This window comes from Parasphingorhabdus pacifica, from assembly GCF_054779195.1.
The window spans coordinates 39759-57865 of the sequence record NZ_BAAGYS010000008.1 but is presented as its reverse complement, the minus strand read 5'-3'; the positions used below and the strand labels follow the sequence as shown (position 1 = coordinate 57865).

The window sequence follows — 18107 nt, the reverse complement described above, 5'->3', positions numbered from 1 at the left end:
GTCCGCCCAGGACCGGGCTCCACTCGAACGGTTCGGAATCGGGCGGGCCCCGGGCACCGGCAGCCCGGGGCCCGCGCCCTCGAAAGCACGTCCAGAAGCGGTGGCCCGTCGGGTTGGTCCCGCACTGTTCACCGCGTTCGCGCAGCAGCAGCGCGGCAGCTACTTTGGCCTCTACCAGAGCGTCGGCGCCTCGTGCACCACTCGGCGCGCCAGGCTACGACCACGCCTGACCAGTGCATGCTCGCACCTCCGTGCTCGGCGACATGTGGGGAAGAGGAGATGCTCAGAAGGCTTCTGCTCCGTGCCGCGGAGAACAAGCGCCTCGGAGACTGGATTGGCCGCAACCGGCTCACGCGCGGTCTGGTCTCCCGGTACGTCGCCGGCACCACCCTGGACGAGGCCATCACCGTCGCTCGGACCCTCAATTCCAAGGGCATCGACGTCAGCCTCGACTTGCTCGGCGAGACCGTGAGCGACCTCCAGGAGTCCGCGCTCGCCACGAACGCCTACGTCGACACCATTCACGCCATCGCCGACCGTGCACCTGGCGCGACCGTGTCGGTCAAGCTCACACAACTCGGCGTGGGCCTGGACCAACGCGCCTGCGCCGACCACCTCGAGCGGCTACTCGAGGTCGCTGGTCGGTTCGGGGTCACGGTCGAGGTGGACATGGAGCACAGCTCCGTCGGCCGACAGATCCTGGAGACCTACCGCTCGCTCCTGCCCTCGTTTCCCAACACCCGGATCGCCCAGCAAGCGGCCTTGCGCCGCTGCCCGGACGATTTGCACTCGTTCACCGACATCAAGCCGTGCATCCGGCTGGTGAAGGGCGCCTACCGGGAGAACATTGACAGAGCCATCTGTGATGGCGGTGAGGTCACCGCTCAGTACCGGCACCTCACCGAGTGGGCACTCCGCAACCTGCCGGACCCTGCGTTCGGTACCCACGATGACACCTGCATCAATCATGTGAAGGCGATATCCGGCCGGATGGGGATCGACCCTCGCGACTTCGAATTCCAGATGCTCTACGGAGTCCGCCGTGATCTCCAGGAGAAGCTGGCCGCCGAGGGCTACCGAATCCGTGTTTACGTCCCGTTCGGCAGCCAGTGGTACCCATACCTCATGCGGAGGATGGCCGAGCGTCCCGCCAACCTCTTGTTTTTCCTGCGCTCGCTCATCGGCAGCTGAGCAACGTTTCGTGACCGCCGACAGGCGGGCGTGGAGCCGGAGTTCAAAGCGGGTTGGCCGCCCACGAGGTCGACCATCGCCGCCAATGATCGCGTCCGAGCTCGAGCAACGATTACCCGGGATGGCGGCGACCGCCGTTCGATATTCGATCTCAGCTCCCGCGGCCCGAGCGCAGCGCTGGTTGCGGAAGACCCTGGCAAACCCGCAATCACCCAAGGGACGACACGATCATTGCAGGGCCGAGTCCGGGCAACTCGCACCCATCCTGTTGCTCGCGCGGCTCGCCCCGGCGGTGTCCGCAAGCGCGGAGACCAGGTGCGACCGGACAACCCGGCGCAGGCGGTGTCCCACCACCCGCGCCGGGTTCATCCGACGGATTACCGCCTACCCTGCGCTTCCCCCTGCAGGTGACGCTCCGGACGCCAGGTGAGCCACGACATCGAGTTCAACCCTTTTCGTGCCCCGGAATGCAGCCACTTGAACAGTGGTCCGCGCGGGAGCGCTGCCGCCGAGGCGACGCCGGTAGACCTCGTTCAACGTTCCCAGGTCGTTGATGTCGGCGAGGAAGATCGACACCTTGAGGACCGTGGCCAAACTGGCTCCCGCCTGATGCAGGGTCCGCTCCAGATTGTCAAAGGTCAGCTCGACCTGCTCCGAAAATTCGTCCGGCGTATTCCCCTCAGCGTCGGTGGGCAGTTGCCCACTGGTCCACACCAAGTCTCCGTAGACGACCGCCGGAGACATCAGCGGAGCCGCCTCACCACCATCACCCACGACGTTGCGACGCTTGTCCTCAGTGTTCAGATGCGTTGGACTCATAAAATCAACCCCACAAACATACTTCGGAATAGAATAAGGCACCCGCGGCACCTCAGAAGGCGCATTCGACTTCGACGTTCGATCTAGGAACCGCAGTCTTTCGCAGCGCACTCGGCCCCCCCGACAAGAAGGCGCTAAATCACACTGCAAAAATCCGTCTCGCCCGTATTGATCAAGACTTGGTCAGAAGCGATCGGACAAAGAAGGCGAGATTCGCCGGCCGTTCCGCGAGCCGACGCATGAGGTATCCGTACCACTCGGTTCCGAAGGGCACGTAGACGCGCATGGCATGCCCACGCGAGACCAGCCTCTTCTGTTCTTCCGGCCGGACGCCATAGAGCATCTGGTACTCGTACGAGTCCGATTTCCGCCCGCACTCCTTGATTTGCCGATCGGCGGCGTCGAGCATCTTGGGGTCGTGCGTGGCGATCATCGGGTACGAGTCTCCACGCATGAGGATCTCAAGGCACCTGACATACGACTGATCAATCTCCGGACCACGTTGGTACGCCAGATCAGCAGATGCGGAGTAGGCACCCTTGCACAGCCGCACTCGTGCGTTCTCGGCGGCCAGCTCGTGGCACCTCCGTTCGCTGTCGCGCAGGTACGCCTGCACTACAGCTCCCACCGAGGGGAAATCCTGCCGCAGCTTGTGACCGATCCGGAAGATCGAGTCCACAAGTTCCGGGTTCTCCGTGTCGATGGTGACAGTGGTGCCAACTTCCGCCGCTTCCGCACAGATGCGGTGTGCTCGATCGAGAGCCCCCTGCTCCCCGTCGGTACCAAGCAGCAAGCCGAGAGCGGTGAGTTTCACCGACACCTCAGTGGATGCCGCAAGTCCGGTCGCGCTGAGCTGTCGCAGCAGAGCGGTGTAGTCGGCCACCATGCGCTCGGCTGCGGCGCTGTCGTGAACATCCTCGCCGAGACAATCCAAACTCACCGTGCGGCCGGAACTGGTCAACTCGGAAGCCGCGGTACATGCATCGTTGATCTTGGTACCCGCGACGAAGCGATTGATCAGCGGTTTGGTCACTGGCGTGATCTCAACGATCCGCCGTACACGCGGTGAGTCGGCTGCCGCAAGTAGTGGTGCGCGGAGCATAATTTTACCCTCCAAGGTGCGGTCGGGCCATGCAACGAGAACCAGGCCCGAGTCGGCCGGTCCTGCAAGGTTTTCCTTGATAGTGCGGATAGAAGCACCGCTTCGGATCGCGCACGAATCCGATCCGGTCGAGTGCTCTTAGCAGCGGTATCCATGAGTGATCTCCTCATTTCAACCACCGTGTTCGTTCGCCGTAGCAGGCACTTATGCGGAGCCGGCTTCGTACGTCCGAGTCATCTCGCGCATGCTGTCGTCGAGTGCTTCGGTATGCCCGTTGACCGCACGGTCAGCCCGGTAAGCCTCGAGCTCTGGGGACTGGCCTTCTGACGTCAGATCGGCGGCGACGAGTTCTGCCAGGGCGGGCGCGAGGTGGATTCCGCTGTGCGTCACCACGTTGTACAATCGAGGTTCGTCCGGCACCGCTCCCACGATGGGCAATCCGTCCGCCGGGACCGGGCGCACGCCCACCTCGGCAACCAGCCCGGTCTCAGCTGCTTGCTCGGGCAGCAGCGGCTCGGCCAGCGTCCGCAGCTCGTCCGCGAGCGCTCGTGGCACCGGCGTGTTCGCATCGCTACCGGGGGGAAGTTGCGCATCGAGCGGGTACGAGTGCAAGCACAGTCCCCCGTTGCGCGTAGGCCGGAAGTTGATCGTCCACAGAGACCAGATCGACTCCAGCGACAGTCCGGGCACAGGTTCGAGGTAGCCGATAATTCCGGGAATCAGGTTCAGCGGCAGGCTCGCTCCGGCCATCTCGGCGATCCGGCCGGCGGACGAACCTGCGCAGTTGACGACATAATCGGCTTCCCACACACGGTCGCCCGAGCGCACGCCCGCGAGAGTGTCGCCGCGGTAATGCAGGCCGGTGATCTCCACGCCTTCGTTCAGGGTCACACCCCCTTGTGGGGTCTGGAGAAGCAGACTGCTGACGTAAGCATCCGGGTCATACCAGCTCGCTTGCGGGTAGACCACCGCAGTGCCTTCGCCGCGGGGCGGCAGCCGCAATCCGAAACCAAGGTCCCCCAGATCAGCAACGTCGACTACTTCCGACTTGTAGCCCCATTCCATCAACCGATCACGGCGGCCGAGCATGACGTTGCGGTCATAGTCGTTGGTTCCCCACTCAACCGACGGAGCAGGAAAGCGCCATTCCGGCTTCCCGAAGCGTTCGTTCCACTCGCTGTGCAACTCGGCGCTGCGCAACGCGAGCTCGAAATAGCACTGGGGGGTCTTCCGCGCGGTAATGTCGATCGCGAAGGTCGTTCCCGTCGTACCCGAGCCGGCTCGACCACTTTCCAGGAGCTGCACGGACATCCCGCGCTGCGCGAGGCTGAACGCGACAGAGACCCCAATGGCTCCCGCGCCAACGACAATAACGTCACTCATCACATACTCTCCGATTTTGCGGTAGGCACGCGCGTGTCCGAATTGGACGGATCGGCGCTCGCCTTGGACAGTTCCAGGTTTGTGGTTTCTGGGGCCCACGCCACTGAGACCACAAGTCCCATCACGAGAAAGGCGCAGCCGAGCAACATGACGGGCCCGACGCCCCACGCATCAAGACCGAGCGGCAGCAGGAAGGTCCCCACCGCTGCGCCGATACGGCTCATGGCCGCGGCGAAACCGATGCCGGTCGAACGGATCTCGGTCGGGAAGATCTCGCTCGGATACAGCATCTGGAGCACACCCGATGCCGAATTGAACAGTGCGAACGTGATGAAGCAAACCACGACCACCGCGCCGGGAGCCGTGGGCCACACGCCAAGGCACAGCAGGGTCAGAGCGGTGACAACGAACGGCAGGATCAACAGCCTGCGCCTGCCCACGCGGTTGATGAGCGCGGCACCGGCGAAGCTACCGATGAACAGGAATCCGTAGAGCAGGATTTCGCCCAGGGTGTCGCCGACGTCGATGTTGAGCCCTCGCAACACCTGGGGCAAGAAGGTGTAGATCGCGAAGAACGGTGCCACCTGCGCCATCCAGAACAGGCTCGTCAACGCGGTCTTGCGGACATGACGGGCCGAGAACAGCGAAGCATAGCTGGCCTGCGCCGGTTGCTCCTTGAAGATGTCGTCGTCGGCCTCGGCGCCTAGGTATCGTTCGGCGATATCCCTCGCCTTGGCCACGTGCCCCTTGCTTGCCAGCCACCGCGGAGATTCGGGGATGCCGATCCGGCTGATCAACATCACCACGGCCGGAGCCGCACTGCTGGCCAGGATCCAGCGCCACAGAGATCCATCGTCCGGAAGAACCGCTGTCGCCACCACCCCGAGACTCGCAGAAACGGAAAAGCCCAGGTACCACCAGACGATCATGCCGGCCAGCATCGGGCCACGGCGCTGTTTGGAGGCGAATTCCGCGATGAGTGCACCAGCGATCGCGTAATCGGCTCCAACGGCAAGCCCCATCACGATCCGGACCACGAGCAGCTGCACCGCGTCGGTGACGATCAGTTGCAGCAGTGAGCAGGTCAGAAAGGTCAGGAGCGTGATCAGGAACATCTTCTGACGACCGACCTGATCCGTGACCCAACCGAAGATCAGGCCGCCGATGAACAAACCGATCAGCGATGCGGCGCCGATCAGGCCCTCCCAGGAGGGCGACAGGCCGAGTCCGCTGCTCGCCAGCGGCAAGGCCACTCCGATCACGCCAAGGATCCAGCCATCGCAGAACTTGCCGCCCGAGGCACAAAAACCGACACGGGTCTCAAACCGACGCACTTGTCTCGCAGTCGGCGGCCCCGCAGCACTGAGGGGAGTTGACATAAAACTACCTTCCCGTACAATGGGAACTGTTCTCGCTGAGCGTTAGTCCGGTAAAGTAGGTCACATGGGTGAAGCTGTCAACGGCGCAGAGGCACGCCCTGCGCCACCCAAGGGTGTTGTCGGAAGGGTCGCTGGCGTCCTTGCGACCTTCATCGAAAGCGGCTCCGCGCCGTTGAGTGCCAGTCAGATCGCACGAGACACGGGCCTGTCAGTGCAAACTGCCCACCGCATGCTTGGAGACCTGGCCGAGGCCGGATTCACCATGCAGGACACGCACTCGAAGCGCTGGACCCTCGGCCCGTTCGCACTCGGCCTCGGTGGAGCAGCAAGCAAGCAGATCACCCTGCGAGAAGTCGCACGGCCCCATCTGGAGCGAATCACCGAACACACCGAGGAGACCTCGGTCCTCGCCCTTCGGGACGGCCTCCACGCGACCTACGCCGACTTGGTCGAAAGTCCGCACCGACTTGCCCTACGGGAGTACGTCGGAATGCGGCTCCCCCTCACTACCGGAGCCTCACGCCTGGTAATCCTCGCGTTCCTGGCAGACCACGAACGCCACTCCGTCATCGACGCTCTCCATCAAGCCGGCCACCTGGACGATCCGGACGACTTCGAACTCAGATGCACCCAAGTCCGTGAACAGGGCTACGCCGCAACTCGCGGCATGATCACCACCGGTGCAGTCGGCCTCGCCGCCCCAGTCCTAGTCGGCAACTCCGCCATCGCAAGCCTCATGCTGGCCGTACCCGAAATCCGCTGCCACGAAGAAGACGAACCCGAGTTTGCAGCGACCCTTATGACGGAAGCACGGAAGCTTTCGAACGTCTGCCGATCTCAGCCCGAGAACTGACTCGATGCGTTTTGCTCCCCCGATCACCGGCCGGGTCTGCTTCCGGCAGACGGTCTCGTTGACACCGTGCCGCTGTTGGGTGTCATCCGACATGATCAAGGTGTTTGTCGTGGTGGGGAGGCCGTGGTTTCTTGCGTTATGTACCCGGTGTCGAGACCACACTGGCCACGTGACCGTGCCCCAGTAATCCGCGGGACGAACAGGAGTCACTGGTATGCGCAAGCGCACCATTGCACTGCTGGTTGGACTCACCACGCTCGGCGTCATCACCCCCGCCGGGGCTGCCCAGGCAAGACGATTATGACGCCGAGGCCATGCCTTACACCTACGCAGGTCACACTCCGATCACCGTGCCGATCGGGCATGTTCCGCACGCGGGCGATGGCTGGTACACCGGCGACGTCGACTCGCTGCTGTCGGCGGAGGACAGCGCCGTGGGCGCGTGATGCCAAACGCCAAGATCCACTGTTCTCGCCGCGCACACCACTACCGCTGAGCCGGGAGCTCTCGGTTCCGACGGGTAAGTCTGGCACTCCTCCGGCAAGCCCGTCGGGGTGGCGTGCTTTGGGAACGCTGTCTCGTACTGCTCAGCCCGCAGCGCGCAATCGTGGTCGACGATTTTGCGAACGGTCGATCGGCGCCATGAATACGGCCGAGGCCTGAACCTCGCCTTCCACCGGGACGCACGGCTCTCTCAGTGAAGTCACGCGGGTCGCCGAGGCGGTACGCAACGGGCCCGGCATCGCCATCCCGGAAGTTTGTCGACATCGCGGCAGTTCGCTGCGGACGCGATGCCGGTGTCGACGGATAGCCGCAGAACGGTTTTCAAGTCCTTCCAGAACGGATGACCATCGAAAAGCCAACGCGCATACGCGCTTGATGATCACGAGGTTTCTGCCGGATGGGAGGAACACACGGTGGAAAGTTTGTGGGCTTCGGCAACGACGGTTTTCGCGATGCGTGTTTCGTCCTCTTCACCGCAGCGCACCTCGGGGGCGGCAAGCATGAGGCTTCCGACCGCAGAGTCGGCGACAAGGATCGGAGCCGCCAGCCCGACTGCGCCGGTTGTGATCACGCCGCGAGAGACGGCGTAACCGTGATGGCGCACCCGCGCGCATTCTTCTTGCAACTGGACGGGATCAGTGACATGTCCGGCTTCATGAAGAGCGTCGATCATGGACTGTCGCTCTTCCGAGCGTAGGTACGCGAGAATGACCAGCCGTGAGGCGCCGGTGGTCAACGGTAGTCGCATGCCCACGTGCTCGCGCAGGGCCAGCCGGTGCGGGCTCTCGACAAAGTCGGCATACGTCGCGTGAGTTCCGTCGCGCAAGGCGAGAACGGACGTTTCCGCGGTTGCCTCGGTGATTCGCTCCAAGTACGGACGCGCGACGTCGCGCAGCGTAATCTGCTTGCTTGCCGCCCCGCCAAGACCAAGAGCGAGCGGACCCAGTGTCCATCGCTTCGAGTGCGGATCCTGCATGGTGAGTCCGGTCCCGGCCAGGTCTCCGAGCATCCGATGGACGGTCTGCACGGACAAGCCGGTGTCTCGCGCGATTCGACTGGCCGTCAGCGCCCCCTCTCCTCCGCGTTCGACGAACGCCGCAAGGACCATCGCCACCCGGGCCGCAACACCTTTCGGCACTTGCCGATGTTCCGCAGCGCCATTGACACCTTCACCCATGTGACCTACCTTACCGCTTATCACTCACCATGAACGCTTCTCATTCTACGGGAAGGTGTGACCATGTCAACCTCGTTAGCGGACGATGCGGAGACTATGCCGACCACGAAACAGGTGCATCGGTTTCAGTCGCGGATCGGTTTTTGTGCCTCGGGCGGTAAGTTCTGTGATGGCTGGATCCTCGGTGTCATCGGGGTGGCACTGCCGCTGGCCAGCACCAACCTCGGACTGACCGCTTCATGGGAAGGCCTGATCGGCTCCGCGTCACTGATCGGCCTGTTCTTCGGCGGACTGATCTTCGGACGGCTGACCGATCAGATCGGCCGGCAGAAGATGTTCCTGTTCACCCTCGTGACGTTCCTGGTGTGCTCGGCACTGCAGTTGATCGTCACCGACGCCGCCCAGCTATTGGTCGTGCGTCTGCTGATGGGGCTGGCCGTGGGCGCCGATTACGCGATCGCCGGGGCCCTGATCGCCGAATTCGCCAACAAACAACGCCGCGGCCCGATGCTCGCCGGGATGATCGTGTGGTGGTACCTGGGATTCTCGGTCGCGGCCAGCTCCGGCGTCGCCGCCGCCGCACTACTTCCCCACGACGGCACCCTGTGGCGCTGGATCCTGGCCAGCAGCACGCTGCCCGCGTTGGTCATGCTCGTCGCCCGGATCGGCGTGCCCGAATCACCCCGGTGGCTGGCCAGCAAGGGACACCAAGCCAAGGCACGCGACATCGCCCAGCGCTACCTCGGCATGAGCGACATCGACGAACTACTGGCCGAACCGCAAAAACGCACCGCCTACAGCGCGCTGTTTTCCCCGGCCAACGTGCGAAAGACCGCTCTGACCAGCCTGTTCTGGATGGCACAGGTCACCCCGTTCTTCGCGATCTACACCTTCCTGCCACAGGTGCTGGACGGGCTCAAACTCAACGTCGGTGCCGAACTCGGCGAAATCCTGCTCTACATGTTCCTGTTCGTGGGCAGCTTCATCGGCGCCGCCCTCATCAACAAGGTCGGCAGACGCAAACTACTGATCTGGCCCTTCGCGGTCACCGCCCTCAGCCTGCTCTGCCTCGGCCTTTGGAGCGAAGCCCCCACCGCCGTGGTCGTGTCCTGCTTCATCATCTTCGCCCTGTTCAACGCCGCCTCCGCCGTGCTCCAAATGCTCTACCCCAGCGAAATCTTCCCAACCGAAATTCGCTCCACCGGCATCGGATTCGCCGCGGCCATGAGCCGTATCGGCGCCGCGATCGGCACATTCCTCCTACCCGTCGGCATGAACGCCTGGGGCACGGGCCCTGTCATGCTCCTCGGAAGCGCCGTCCTCGTCATGGGTCTCATCATCTCCATCATGTGGGCCCCCGAAACCACCAACCTCGAACTCTCCGAAGCCAGCCAACCACAGTAATCACACAAGAAAAGATCTACTGTTCCAGCCACCAAAGAGAGCATGTAATGAGCGACGTCGTCGTTATCGGAGCCGGTGTCATCGGCGTCTCGGTGGCCTTTAATCTCGCTCGACGCGGTCTGTCCGTTCAGATTCTGGACAGTGGCCGCGCGGGAATGGGAACCACGGACACCACATTCGCGATCGATATTACCGCCCGGAAAACTCCCCACAGTTACTTCGAACTGGCCAAGCACAGCGCGACATTGCACGAGCAGTTGGACAAGGAATTCAGCCAACCCTCGTGGCGCTTCCCCGCACCGTCAGTCGAATGGGGCACCAACGAATACGATCGCGATGTGATGCTACGCCGCCGCGAGCGATTGCTCGAATGGGGATACGAGTCCACAGTTGTCGATATCGCCGAGCTGGCCGAGTTGGCCCCAGGCTTGCGTCTGCCCCCGGCAGGTGAAGCAACCGCGGTAGTCTATCCGCAAGCATGTTGGTATGACACACGCGCCTACATCGACAGTCTGCTTGCGCAAGCCAAACGCGAGGGTGTGACACTGACAGAGGGTGTTCAGATCACCGATCTCCACTACCGTGGTAACACCCTCGCCGGAGTGCGGTCGGGCGAGCGGGTATGGACCGGCGACCTCGTCATCAACTGCGCCGGAGCCGGCGCCGGACAGCTGACGACTCTCACGGGCGCCGAATTGCCACTGAAACTCCTTCCGGGCGTGATCGGTTACCTTGACCCTGTCCCGGGGCTGGATATCAATTCCATCTGGACGCTCTGGACCATCAATTTCCGTCCGACACGAAACGGAGGTCTATGTCTGCATTCCTACCCTCTCGACGCGCAGTTGCCCGAGGGCACTGACGCCACCACGCCCGTCCCCGACGCACTGACCGAAGAACTGCGCACCCTTGCCGCGTCCGTACTACCTCATCACGCGTCCACCGCGGCGCTGAAGACCAAGGTGGGTGTGCGCCCCGTCCCTGCTGATGGGTTGCCGATCATCGGGGCCACGCCGAACGAGCCACGCTTGTACCACGTCGTCACACACAGTGGCATCCATCTTGCCCCTGCCCTGGCCGAAAGCGTCGCCGAAGACATCGTCTCGAGCGGAGGGTCCGATCTTCTCTCGAGCTATCGCGCCGATCGCGCGACCAATGGGCACACCGAGGCCCTCGACGACAGCATGCGTGAAATGACCCGCTCTTACCGATCAGTATCAGCCGAATCTTGAGACCGATGCAGGCATAAGCCCCGTCAGGAGGTCCGATCATGCTCCGCGCACCACTTCTCGCGGCGGCGGATTCACCATGCCTTCTCGCACCCGGCAATGTTGAATGCCGCAGAGCGATCGATCCGTCAGTATCACCGAGACCCCGGATCGTATGAGATTCAGATGCTCTACGGCGTTGGACCGGACGAGCAGAAACGCCTCGGTTGCCCTAGCGGATCGATCCGCCCAGCAGTTCCCGCGCGGCCGCCCGGACCGTAGACGGTGCAAGAGTCATGCCCAACGGTCCGTGACCTGCAGCGATGACGATGTTTGTCGCGCCGGCGCGCCGAACGATCGGCAGACCGGACGCGGTCATCGGGCGCGCCCCCTGCCACGCCGATTCCTTGGGGAGATCACCCAGTGGCGGCATGACGGTCTCGGCGGCAACCCTCAGGGCTCTGACGTCACTATCCCGTGGCCGGCTTCCACCACGACCGCCGAACTGCATACCGCCGGTGATGCGCACGCGGCCCGGAAGTGGACTGATCACGACATGGTCTTCAACCGACATCAGCGCGTGCCGGAGAACCCCGGCGTGGTCGTCCAGCGTGACGCTCCATCCGTAACCAGGTTCGATCGGGACGCGAACGCCGAACAACCTACCCACATCTCGGCTCGCCGCCCCGGCGGCGATAACGAACTGGTCGGAAGACAGGACATGTGACCTCGTTCGAACAGTCCGTACCTCGGTGCCCTCGCGGTGGACACCCACGACCTCCTCCCGGATGACGCGGGCGCCGTGTTCCACGGCATCCTCGATCAGGGCGGTAGTCGCTTTCGCAGGGTCCAGCACCGACTCGTGCGGGAACCACACACCACCCGCGACCGACGGTCCGAGCCCCGCTTGCACCTCGCGCGCCTCGTCGGCGCCCATCTGTTCACAAACGGCGCCTGCCTCCCGGAGTCCATGGACGGTCCGAGTCAACGAGGACTTTTCGGCTCGGTCGGTCGTCAGCCACAGCCAACCGCATTCGCGCACCCCGAGATCGAGTCCCTCATCGCACATCTGCTTGTAAAGCTGGAGGCTCTCACTCGCGAGACGGTGCAGGACTGCCGTGTCCCGCTTCACCCGGCGTGTTCGGCAGGCCAATGCGAACTGACCCATCCACCCCAGGGTCCGCGCGCCGAGCGGCCACGCGAAGTTCACGGCCGCCGATCGGCTACCGAACGACCGCACTGCAGTCCTGAGATTCTCAGGGGTGGACATGGGGGTGGCATAACTCGGGACGACCATTCCGGCGTTGCCGGCCGACGCCCCTTCGCCGATATGTGGGTCTACAAGGACCACGTCGGCACCCCGTCGACTCAGTGCGCTCGCCAGCCCTGCCCCGACGATTCCGGCGCCGACGATGACGATGTCCGCGTTCGAAGTACTCATGCCGTTGATCAACCTTGTGTAGAGAACAGTGGCTCGCCGTCCAGGTGGGGTCCACCTGAATGGTGTGGCCGGGGCCGGTGGGCGCCGATCAGCGACGACGATCGAAGCGCGACACGTTTTGTTCGCCGATCGTGTTTGCCTTCATCCATTCCAGCCTGAGGTTATACCTTACACCTTATGCATCCGTGGTCAAACGTTGTCCCGCGTTATCCGTGAGACATGACCATCGCGAAATGCACGCCGCACGAGCCGGCCGACCTGCATGAACAGGCGCATACAGCCCGCGCGAACGCGAATCATCTTCAGGTCACTCGGCACCACAGGTGGAGTGACCGGCGTTGTCGCGGTTGCGCGACCGAGCCCGCTTGAAGAGCCTCAAAACCCGCGGATCAGAGGCAGCCGACTGAATGAACTCAGGCGCACCAGGCCGTCGCGCGATGCGATCGCCCCCCCCAACGCGGCAACCCACAGGGGAACTCACGCGTGGCCATCCGGCGCGCACAGCCGAGACATCGAACCGACCTCCACAGGGCCGCACACTCTGCCACCCAGGAGGCAGCCGGCTACGCACCTAACGTGACCATCGACCAGAGCAAGGACGTTGACGAGGACCGGCGGCGCGCGAAGCCTGGGAAGGGTCGATGTGACTCGTGCCATACCCCTTGACGATGTGTAAGGTGTCACACACGATGCCTAAGGTCGTTCGCGTTCGGTCGCTCGAGTGACCCAACTGCGGAGCCTCACCTTTGTGCGGCCACACCGAAGCGAGCGCACCTTGCACAATCCTGAACGGAATGAGGGCCGATCATGGTTCGTAGGCACGGCGCGGCGAGGCGCGGCGCATACGCCGGACGTTTCGCACCTATCGACGGTGTTCCCGCGAGGAGCGTCGGCGCCGAAAAGGCGTGGGGCTGGACTCCGGCAACGCCTCAGTGCGAAACCGTCGAGCCACGGAGCGGGAGGGTTTCATGACCGCCAAATTGAATCCGCTCCAGCTGTTGGCCATCGGCCTGATGCTCCTGGCGATGTTTCTCGGGGCCGGGAACACGATCTTTGCCCCCATGGTGGGGCAGCAAGCCGGTATTCGTACGTGGATACCCATGACAGGGTTTCTCCTGGCGGGCGTGGGGCTGGTTTTCCTTGCGATCGTCGCGCTGGCACGTGCTGGAGGGCGCGTCGAGGTGCTCACGGACCGCGTACATCCGCGATTCACATCGATATTCGGCGCTTTGCTCTTTCTCACCCTGGGTCCGCTGTACGTGATCCCCCGAACAGTATCCGTGGTCTACGAGATATCCATTCGCCCGAGCTTGGAAATACCGGATGAATCCGGTCGCTGGGTGTTGTTCGGATTCTCGGTGGTGTTCACCCTGCTGTCGGTGTTTCTGTCCTTGAACCCCGGCAAGTTCGTCGACCGCATGGGCAAGCTGATAACGCCGGTGTTCTCCGTATTCCTGGCGGTGATCGTGATCAAGTCCGTGATCACCCCCATGAGCGAGCCTCAGAATGCGGTCGCGCCGTACACCGAGGGGGCGTTATTGAAAGGATTCACCGAGGGCTACTTCACCATGGACGCGCTGGCGGCATTCGTCTTCGGAGGCGTGTTCATCCAGTCGATCAAGGCTATCGGAGTACGTGGGAATCGAGAACTCTCCAGGGTGTTCATCAAGGCCGGCGTGATCACAGCAATCGGCCTCTCGGTCCTGCATATTTCGCTCGCCTGGATCGGCGCCACGAGCGTCGGAGCGATTGGGTACCGCGACAACGGTGGCGTCGTGCTCGCCGAATCCGCACACCACCTTCTCGGGTATGCGGGCGTACTCATGATCGGAACGGTCATTTTTCTCACCGGGGTCACGACAAATGTCGCCTGCCTCTCCTCTTCCGCCGAATACTTCAGCCGAGCCGCTCCGCGAATCTCATACCGGAACTGGGTGTTCACGTTCGCGGGAATTGGAATTCTGATCACAAACTTCGGGTTGAACACAATTCTGGAGTTGGCGGCTCCGATTCTTTCCTTGTTGTACCCGTTGGCGATCACCCTGATCCTATTGTCACTGTTGAACACTTACTTTCACGGATACCGCTCCGTCTACGTCGGAGCGATGATCGGAGCGGGTGTGGTCGCTGTGTTCGATGCCATCAAGGCGGCCGACATCTACGTTGACGAGATCAACTCTGCGCTTGCGTTCGTTCCGTTGTTTTCGGACGGTGGCGGCTGGGTGTTGCCAGCGTTGATCGGGGCCGTCGCGGGTTTCGGCGTCGGCACGTTCCGAAAGGATGCGGCGCAGCAGTTCGAGTCGGAGGATGCGGTCGCCACTTCGTGACGAGACCCTCGGGTTGGCGGGACGAACGTTCACGAGCTGGCCGAGTCGACCTTGTTTCTCGTCTCGGACTCCACTCCTACGACAACGGCGCAGAGCTGACGATCGTGCGGGAACGAGCTTCTGAGTCGACGACGTGGTGAGTGGGCTGCAGTAGAGCGGCCCACTCACCGCTACCGAGGTGGCCGCGGCTTGGGCACAGGACTCGTCGCAGCCGAGACCGGGGAATACCGCCTCGGACACCGCAGCCGAGCACACATCAGCGCATCGCCTGCTCCACGACATCAGCTTCCCGGTCCGTCCGGACTGGGAGCCCCCGGGGCTGGCTTCTACGTGACTAGCCCTCCCGACGACTTGCCCCTCCTCGACGCTGGAGGATCGTGCTACCGCGAGCCCTCACAGCTGACCCATGGACCCTGCGCCCTCCGACCAAGCCATGAGGACCTCGACGGAACCTCTCATCAGACCTGTTTACGGTCTGCACCGATACAGCAACGCTTCGCCTTGACCAGTAATCGCTTCGGTATCACAGTAGGACGTAATACCTTACACTCAAGGCATAACACCCCTGGTTTTGTCGGTAGAAGCGGACGACGACTATGACACAGACGCTCACCCAGCCCACCCCCAACATGCATGAGCACGTCAGCGAACTGTGGCGTGAGTACGAGCGGTTCGCGGACTCGGATGATCCATTCGATCGCACCACTGCTCGCATGCTGTTCAACGCTGCTGCCTACATGGATTCCGTGCGGCAGCGAACGACGTAGTCCAAGTCTTGATACACAGTAGGGCTAACTCGCTGAACGTCCACTGGACGCCGCACGACGGGAGATGCGCACCTCGCCGGAATCCGTCCGGCCGGCCTGGGGGTCGACGAAGTGTTAGCGGGTCACCCGGTCAACTCCATCACCCAGAGGACAGTGGCTCGTTTCAGCGGTCACACCCCATGCAACTTCGCTGCTCCTGACCGCACTCCCACAGCCGAGTGCGCACCTCGCTGCTGGGCCCCTCCTGCTCGCCGCGATCGATGCGATCCTGCTTGACGCAGTTTTCCGCGGGCGAGCCATAGACGCCAAGGTCATGGGCAACCTCGTCCATCAATTTCGCCAGTGAGCACCAGCGCCACGGCATCGCTCGACTGACGAGGCTGTTGCCGCCCCGGAACGAGTCCTCGACGTGCCAGCGCCACCCGGTCTACGCGCACCAGCTCGATCAGGGCAACGACTGCGCGGTGTAGCGATCGTCGGCGCGTTCACCGGTGGTGCGGGCGCGACGGATCAACATGGACTGGCGTGGGCTACAGGACAGCGCGATCCAGACCCAGCGGTAGCCACGAAGGCCTTTCCGCGGGGCCGGTGCTGTGGGTATGTCGGTCACCTCGTGATCATGCGGTATCAGCGCAACACCGCATGATCAGGTGGTGGCCGTCTTCATCTGCGATAAGCACCCGACCGGCCAAGATCACAAAGTGACGTCGGAGTACCAAGCGTTGCTACTGTTGACGGCGTGGCCGGCGGCCGAGAGTGTCGGTCAAATCAGGAAAGAAACTTGTCAGCGAGCAAGTGCGCGATCGCCCAGTCTTGGATGGCGACCCCGACTGTCTTGAAAACCGTTCGCTTGCGGTTGTTGCTCTGATCGGTTGCGAGGGCGGGGCCCAGTTCAGTCAGCGACTCCCTGGTAATTGCTCCCGCTTCCAGCGCCTGGATGATCTCGCCGGATTCTTCGAGTACCGCGTCGAGTTCGTCGACCACGACAGTGCTGTCCGCGAGAAGCTCATCAGGCAGCTCGCGCATACTGGGACGGAAAGCACCGATGGCGTTGACATGCACCTTTGCCGGCAAAGCCGATTCCGAGAACAACGATCGGGTGGCAGTGGTGGCACAGCAGACGATCTCCGCGTCTCGAACCGTGGCTTCCACGTCGCTCGCGATGTCCATCTCGGTTCCCTCAAGTTCCGGAGACAGAAGTTCGACAAGCGCTTGGGCTCGCTGTGGATCGATGTCGACCACCGTCAGATGACGTAGCGGTCGAACTGCGTGGACAGCACGGATCTGGTCCGCTGCTTGGCCCCCAGCGCCAATCATGGCCAAGCGGCCGGCCTCCGGCTCGGCGAGCAAGTCGGTGGCAACACCGACGACGGCGCCGGTGCGCAAAGTTGTCACTGCCCCGGCGTCCGCGACGAGACGGTCCTCGCGGCTCGTTTCGCTCCACACCACGGTGCCGGAGATGGCGGGCGTGCGTTCGAAGTTCAGACTCAGGGTCTTGACCATTGCCGACGCCGTGGCTTGGTGATGTACAGGCATCACCAAGAACTGCCCGTCTTTTAGGGCAGTGCGTACCGGCATCTCGAATTCGCCGTTGGCGAGGTCGATGAAGCCGCGCCGCACGGCCTCAATCGCCTCGGGCATCGTCACTGCTTCCCGAATGTCGCGGTCACCGACCGTGATGGTGCGCATGGTTCTCCCATCATAGGATGTTGCATGTAATACCTTACACCTTAAACCGTCGGTCGACGATAGGGAGGCACCGTGTTATGCATGAGGTATGACTCCCTCGCGCGACGCGCTCTCTTCCACACCGCTCAAGTCGGTCAGTTTGCGTGAACAGGCGCGCGAGGCGGTGCGGAACCAGATCGTCCTGGGCAAAATCGAACCGGGTGAGGTCGTCAGCGTGGTCACCGTGGCCGCGGATCTCGGCGTGTCAGTGACTCCGGTACGCGAGGCGGTCATGGATCTCGCCCATCTCGGCATGGTTGAGATCATCCGCAACCGTGGTTTTCGGGTGCCCATGCTCACCGAGCACGATCTGGACGAGATCTTCAAGTTGCGCACCATGCTGGAGGTCTCAGCCATATCTGAGGTTGCCCAGGTCTTGGACAGCACCGACGCGCTGGCTTTTCGACAGCTCGCCGAGCAGATCACCGAAGCCGCCAGCGAGGGAGAGCTCGCCTCCTTCCTCGAACGTGACAGGCAGTTCCACCTCGGCTTGCTCGAAGCACTGGGCAACCAGCGTCTCGTGACGATGGTCGGCCAGTTGCGCGACCAAGCCCGCATGCAGGGCCTGCAGAAGCTCGCGGACCGCGGGGAACTGACGCGGTCCGGGCAGGAACATATCGAGATCATGGACGCGATCGAACGCGGCGACGCGGATGAGGCGGCTTCTCTGATGCGCAAACACCTCGCCCACAGCCGCGGCATCTGGGCCGGACGAACCGAAGACGGTTCCTGAGCCGAGCGGCTTTCTCCCCTCAGACATCATCCACTTCGACTGACGCCATAGGCGGGCGCGTTGAGGCCGCTTGCTCATGCAGGCCGAGGGC

The 18107-nt window shown here is 63.0% G+C and carries 16 protein-coding genes; 8 read left to right on the top strand and 8 right to left on the bottom strand.

Translation table 11 applies throughout. The features are described from left to right. Positions 1-279 precede the first annotated feature (279 nt). Entirely contained in the window at positions 280-1191 is a 912-nt protein-coding gene (locus ACYVAN_RS11975) for a proline dehydrogenase family protein (RefSeq protein ID WP_460958823.1), read from the top strand. 384 nt (positions 1192-1575) lie between these two features. On the opposite strand, the gene ACYVAN_RS11970 is transcribed toward ACYVAN_RS11975, so the two are convergent. The 4 genes from ACYVAN_RS11970 to ACYVAN_RS11955 all read right to left on the bottom strand — a co-directional run bounded on the left by ACYVAN_RS11970 (position 1576) and on the right by ACYVAN_RS11955 (position 5829). Beyond that, positions 1576-2010: a RidA family protein gene (locus ACYVAN_RS11970; RefSeq protein WP_460958821.1), complete on the bottom strand. Its 435-nt coding sequence runs from the start codon at positions 2008-2010 to the stop codon at positions 1576-1578. Positions 2011-2182: 172 nt separating this feature from the next. Further along, positions 2183-3043, bottom strand: a complete 861-nt coding sequence (locus ACYVAN_RS11965) for a proline dehydrogenase family protein (RefSeq protein ID WP_460958819.1) — start codon at positions 3041-3043, stop codon at positions 2183-2185. 273 nt (positions 3044-3316) lie between these two features. Continuing rightward, complete coding sequence (locus ACYVAN_RS11960) at positions 3317-4495, bottom strand: NAD(P)/FAD-dependent oxidoreductase (protein WP_460958817.1); 1179 nt, start codon at positions 4493-4495, stop codon at positions 3317-3319. Then, the gene (locus ACYVAN_RS11955) at positions 4495-5829 is read right to left on the bottom strand and encodes an MFS transporter (RefSeq protein ID WP_460958815.1); all 1335 of its coding nucleotides are present in this window, start codon (positions 5827-5829) and stop codon (positions 4495-4497) included. Before ACYVAN_RS11955 ends, ACYVAN_RS11960 begins: the two co-directional genes overlap by 1 nt. A 109-nt stretch (positions 5830-5938) precedes the next feature. Between ACYVAN_RS11955 and ACYVAN_RS11950 the strand changes: the two genes are divergently transcribed. Further along, a complete protein-coding gene (locus ACYVAN_RS11950; RefSeq protein WP_460958813.1) occupies positions 5939-6727 on the top strand; it encodes an IclR family transcriptional regulator in 789 nt (262 codons plus the stop codon). A gap of 314 nt (positions 6728-7041) precedes the next feature. Further along, positions 7042-7173, top strand: a complete 132-nt coding sequence (locus tag ACYVAN_RS11945) for a hypothetical protein (RefSeq protein WP_460958811.1) — start codon at positions 7042-7044, stop codon at positions 7171-7173. A 437-nt stretch (positions 7174-7610) separates the two neighbouring features. Here the strand turns inward: ACYVAN_RS11945 and ACYVAN_RS11940 are convergent, their stop codons facing one another. Further along, positions 7611-8408 (bottom strand): IclR family transcriptional regulator, encoded by a 798-nt coding sequence (locus ACYVAN_RS11940; RefSeq protein ID WP_460958809.1) that lies wholly within the window; start codon positions 8406-8408, stop codon positions 7611-7613. 63 nt (positions 8409-8471) lie between these two features. Between ACYVAN_RS11940 and ACYVAN_RS11935 the strand changes: the two genes are divergently transcribed. Together ACYVAN_RS11935 and ACYVAN_RS11930 are read left to right on the top strand one after the other, a co-directional pair. Further along, positions 8472-9812 carry an MFS transporter gene (locus ACYVAN_RS11935; RefSeq protein WP_460958807.1) on the top strand — a complete coding sequence of 447 codons (1341 nt, stop codon included), beginning with the start codon at positions 8472-8474 and terminating at the stop codon, positions 9810-9812. A gap of 47 nt (positions 9813-9859) precedes the next feature. Continuing rightward, entirely contained in the window at positions 9860-11044 is a 1185-nt protein-coding gene (locus ACYVAN_RS11930; protein WP_460958805.1) for an NAD(P)/FAD-dependent oxidoreductase, read from the top strand. A 208-nt stretch (positions 11045-11252) separates the two neighbouring features. On the opposite strand, the gene ACYVAN_RS11925 is transcribed toward ACYVAN_RS11930, so the two are convergent. Beyond that, the gene (locus tag ACYVAN_RS11925) at positions 11253-12461 is read right to left on the bottom strand and encodes an NAD(P)/FAD-dependent oxidoreductase (protein WP_460958803.1); all 1209 of its coding nucleotides are present in this window, start codon (positions 12459-12461) and stop codon (positions 11253-11255) included. A 968-nt stretch (positions 12462-13429) separates the two neighbouring features. On the opposite strand from ACYVAN_RS11925, the gene brnQ reads away from it, so the two are divergent. Next, entirely contained in the window at positions 13430-14788 is a 1359-nt protein-coding gene (gene brnQ / locus ACYVAN_RS11920) for a branched-chain amino acid transport system II carrier protein (RefSeq protein WP_460958801.1), read from the top strand. Positions 14789-15384: 596 nt separating this feature from the next. After that, positions 15385-15555 carry a hypothetical protein gene (locus ACYVAN_RS11915; protein ID WP_460958799.1) on the top strand — a complete coding sequence of 57 codons (171 nt, stop codon included), beginning with the start codon at positions 15385-15387 and terminating at the stop codon, positions 15553-15555. Positions 15556-16000: 445 nt separating this feature from the next. Here the strand turns inward: ACYVAN_RS11915 and ACYVAN_RS11910 are convergent, their stop codons facing one another. Next, positions 16001-16165: a hypothetical protein gene (locus tag ACYVAN_RS11910; RefSeq protein ID WP_460958797.1), complete on the bottom strand. Its 165-nt coding sequence runs from the start codon at positions 16163-16165 to the stop codon at positions 16001-16003. A gap of 158 nt (positions 16166-16323) precedes the next feature. Further along, the gene (locus ACYVAN_RS11905) at positions 16324-17244 is read right to left on the bottom strand and encodes an ornithine cyclodeaminase family protein (RefSeq protein WP_460958795.1); all 921 of its coding nucleotides are present in this window, start codon (positions 17242-17244) and stop codon (positions 16324-16326) included. 88 nt (positions 17245-17332) lie between these two features. On the opposite strand from ACYVAN_RS11905, the gene ACYVAN_RS11900 reads away from it, so the two are divergent. Next, positions 17333-18016, top strand: a complete 684-nt coding sequence (locus tag ACYVAN_RS11900) for a GntR family transcriptional regulator (protein ID WP_460958793.1) — start codon at positions 17333-17335, stop codon at positions 18014-18016. Positions 18017-18107 lie beyond the last annotated feature (91 nt).

Coding starts and splice junctions, on each gene's coding strand:
- ACYVAN_RS11975 (WP_460958823.1), top strand. CDS start 280: ATGCTCAGAAGGCTTCTGCTCCGTGCCGCGGAGAACAAGCGCCTCGGA.
- ACYVAN_RS11970 (WP_460958821.1), bottom strand. CDS start 2,010: ATGAGTCCAACGCATCTGAACACTGAGGACAAGCGTCGCAACGTCGTG.
- ACYVAN_RS11960 (WP_460958817.1), bottom strand. CDS start 4,495: ATGAGTGACGTTATTGTCGTTGGCGCGGGAGCCATTGGGGTCTCTGTC.
- ACYVAN_RS11950 (WP_460958813.1), top strand. CDS start 5,939: ATGGGTGAAGCTGTCAACGGCGCAGAGGCACGCCCTGCGCCACCCAAG.
- ACYVAN_RS11945 (WP_460958811.1), top strand. CDS start 7,042: ATGCCTTACACCTACGCAGGTCACACTCCGATCACCGTGCCGATCGGG.
- ACYVAN_RS11940 (WP_460958809.1), bottom strand. CDS start 8,408: ATGGGTGAAGGTGTCAATGGCGCTGCGGAACATCGGCAAGTGCCGAAA.
- ACYVAN_RS11935 (WP_460958807.1), top strand. CDS start 8,472: ATGTCAACCTCGTTAGCGGACGATGCGGAGACTATGCCGACCACGAAA.
- ACYVAN_RS11930 (WP_460958805.1), top strand. CDS start 9,860: ATGAGCGACGTCGTCGTTATCGGAGCCGGTGTCATCGGCGTCTCGGTG.
- ACYVAN_RS11925 (WP_460958803.1), bottom strand. CDS start 12,461: ATGAGTACTTCGAACGCGGACATCGTCATCGTCGGCGCCGGAATCGTC.
- brnQ (WP_460958801.1), top strand. CDS start 13,430: ATGACCGCCAAATTGAATCCGCTCCAGCTGTTGGCCATCGGCCTGATG.
- ACYVAN_RS11915 (WP_460958799.1), top strand. CDS start 15,385: ATGACACAGACGCTCACCCAGCCCACCCCCAACATGCATGAGCACGTC.
- ACYVAN_RS11905 (WP_460958795.1), bottom strand. CDS start 17,244: ATGCGCACCATCACGGTCGGTGACCGCGACATTCGGGAAGCAGTGACG.
- ACYVAN_RS11900 (WP_460958793.1), top strand. CDS start 17,333: ATGACTCCCTCGCGCGACGCGCTCTCTTCCACACCGCTCAAGTCGGTC.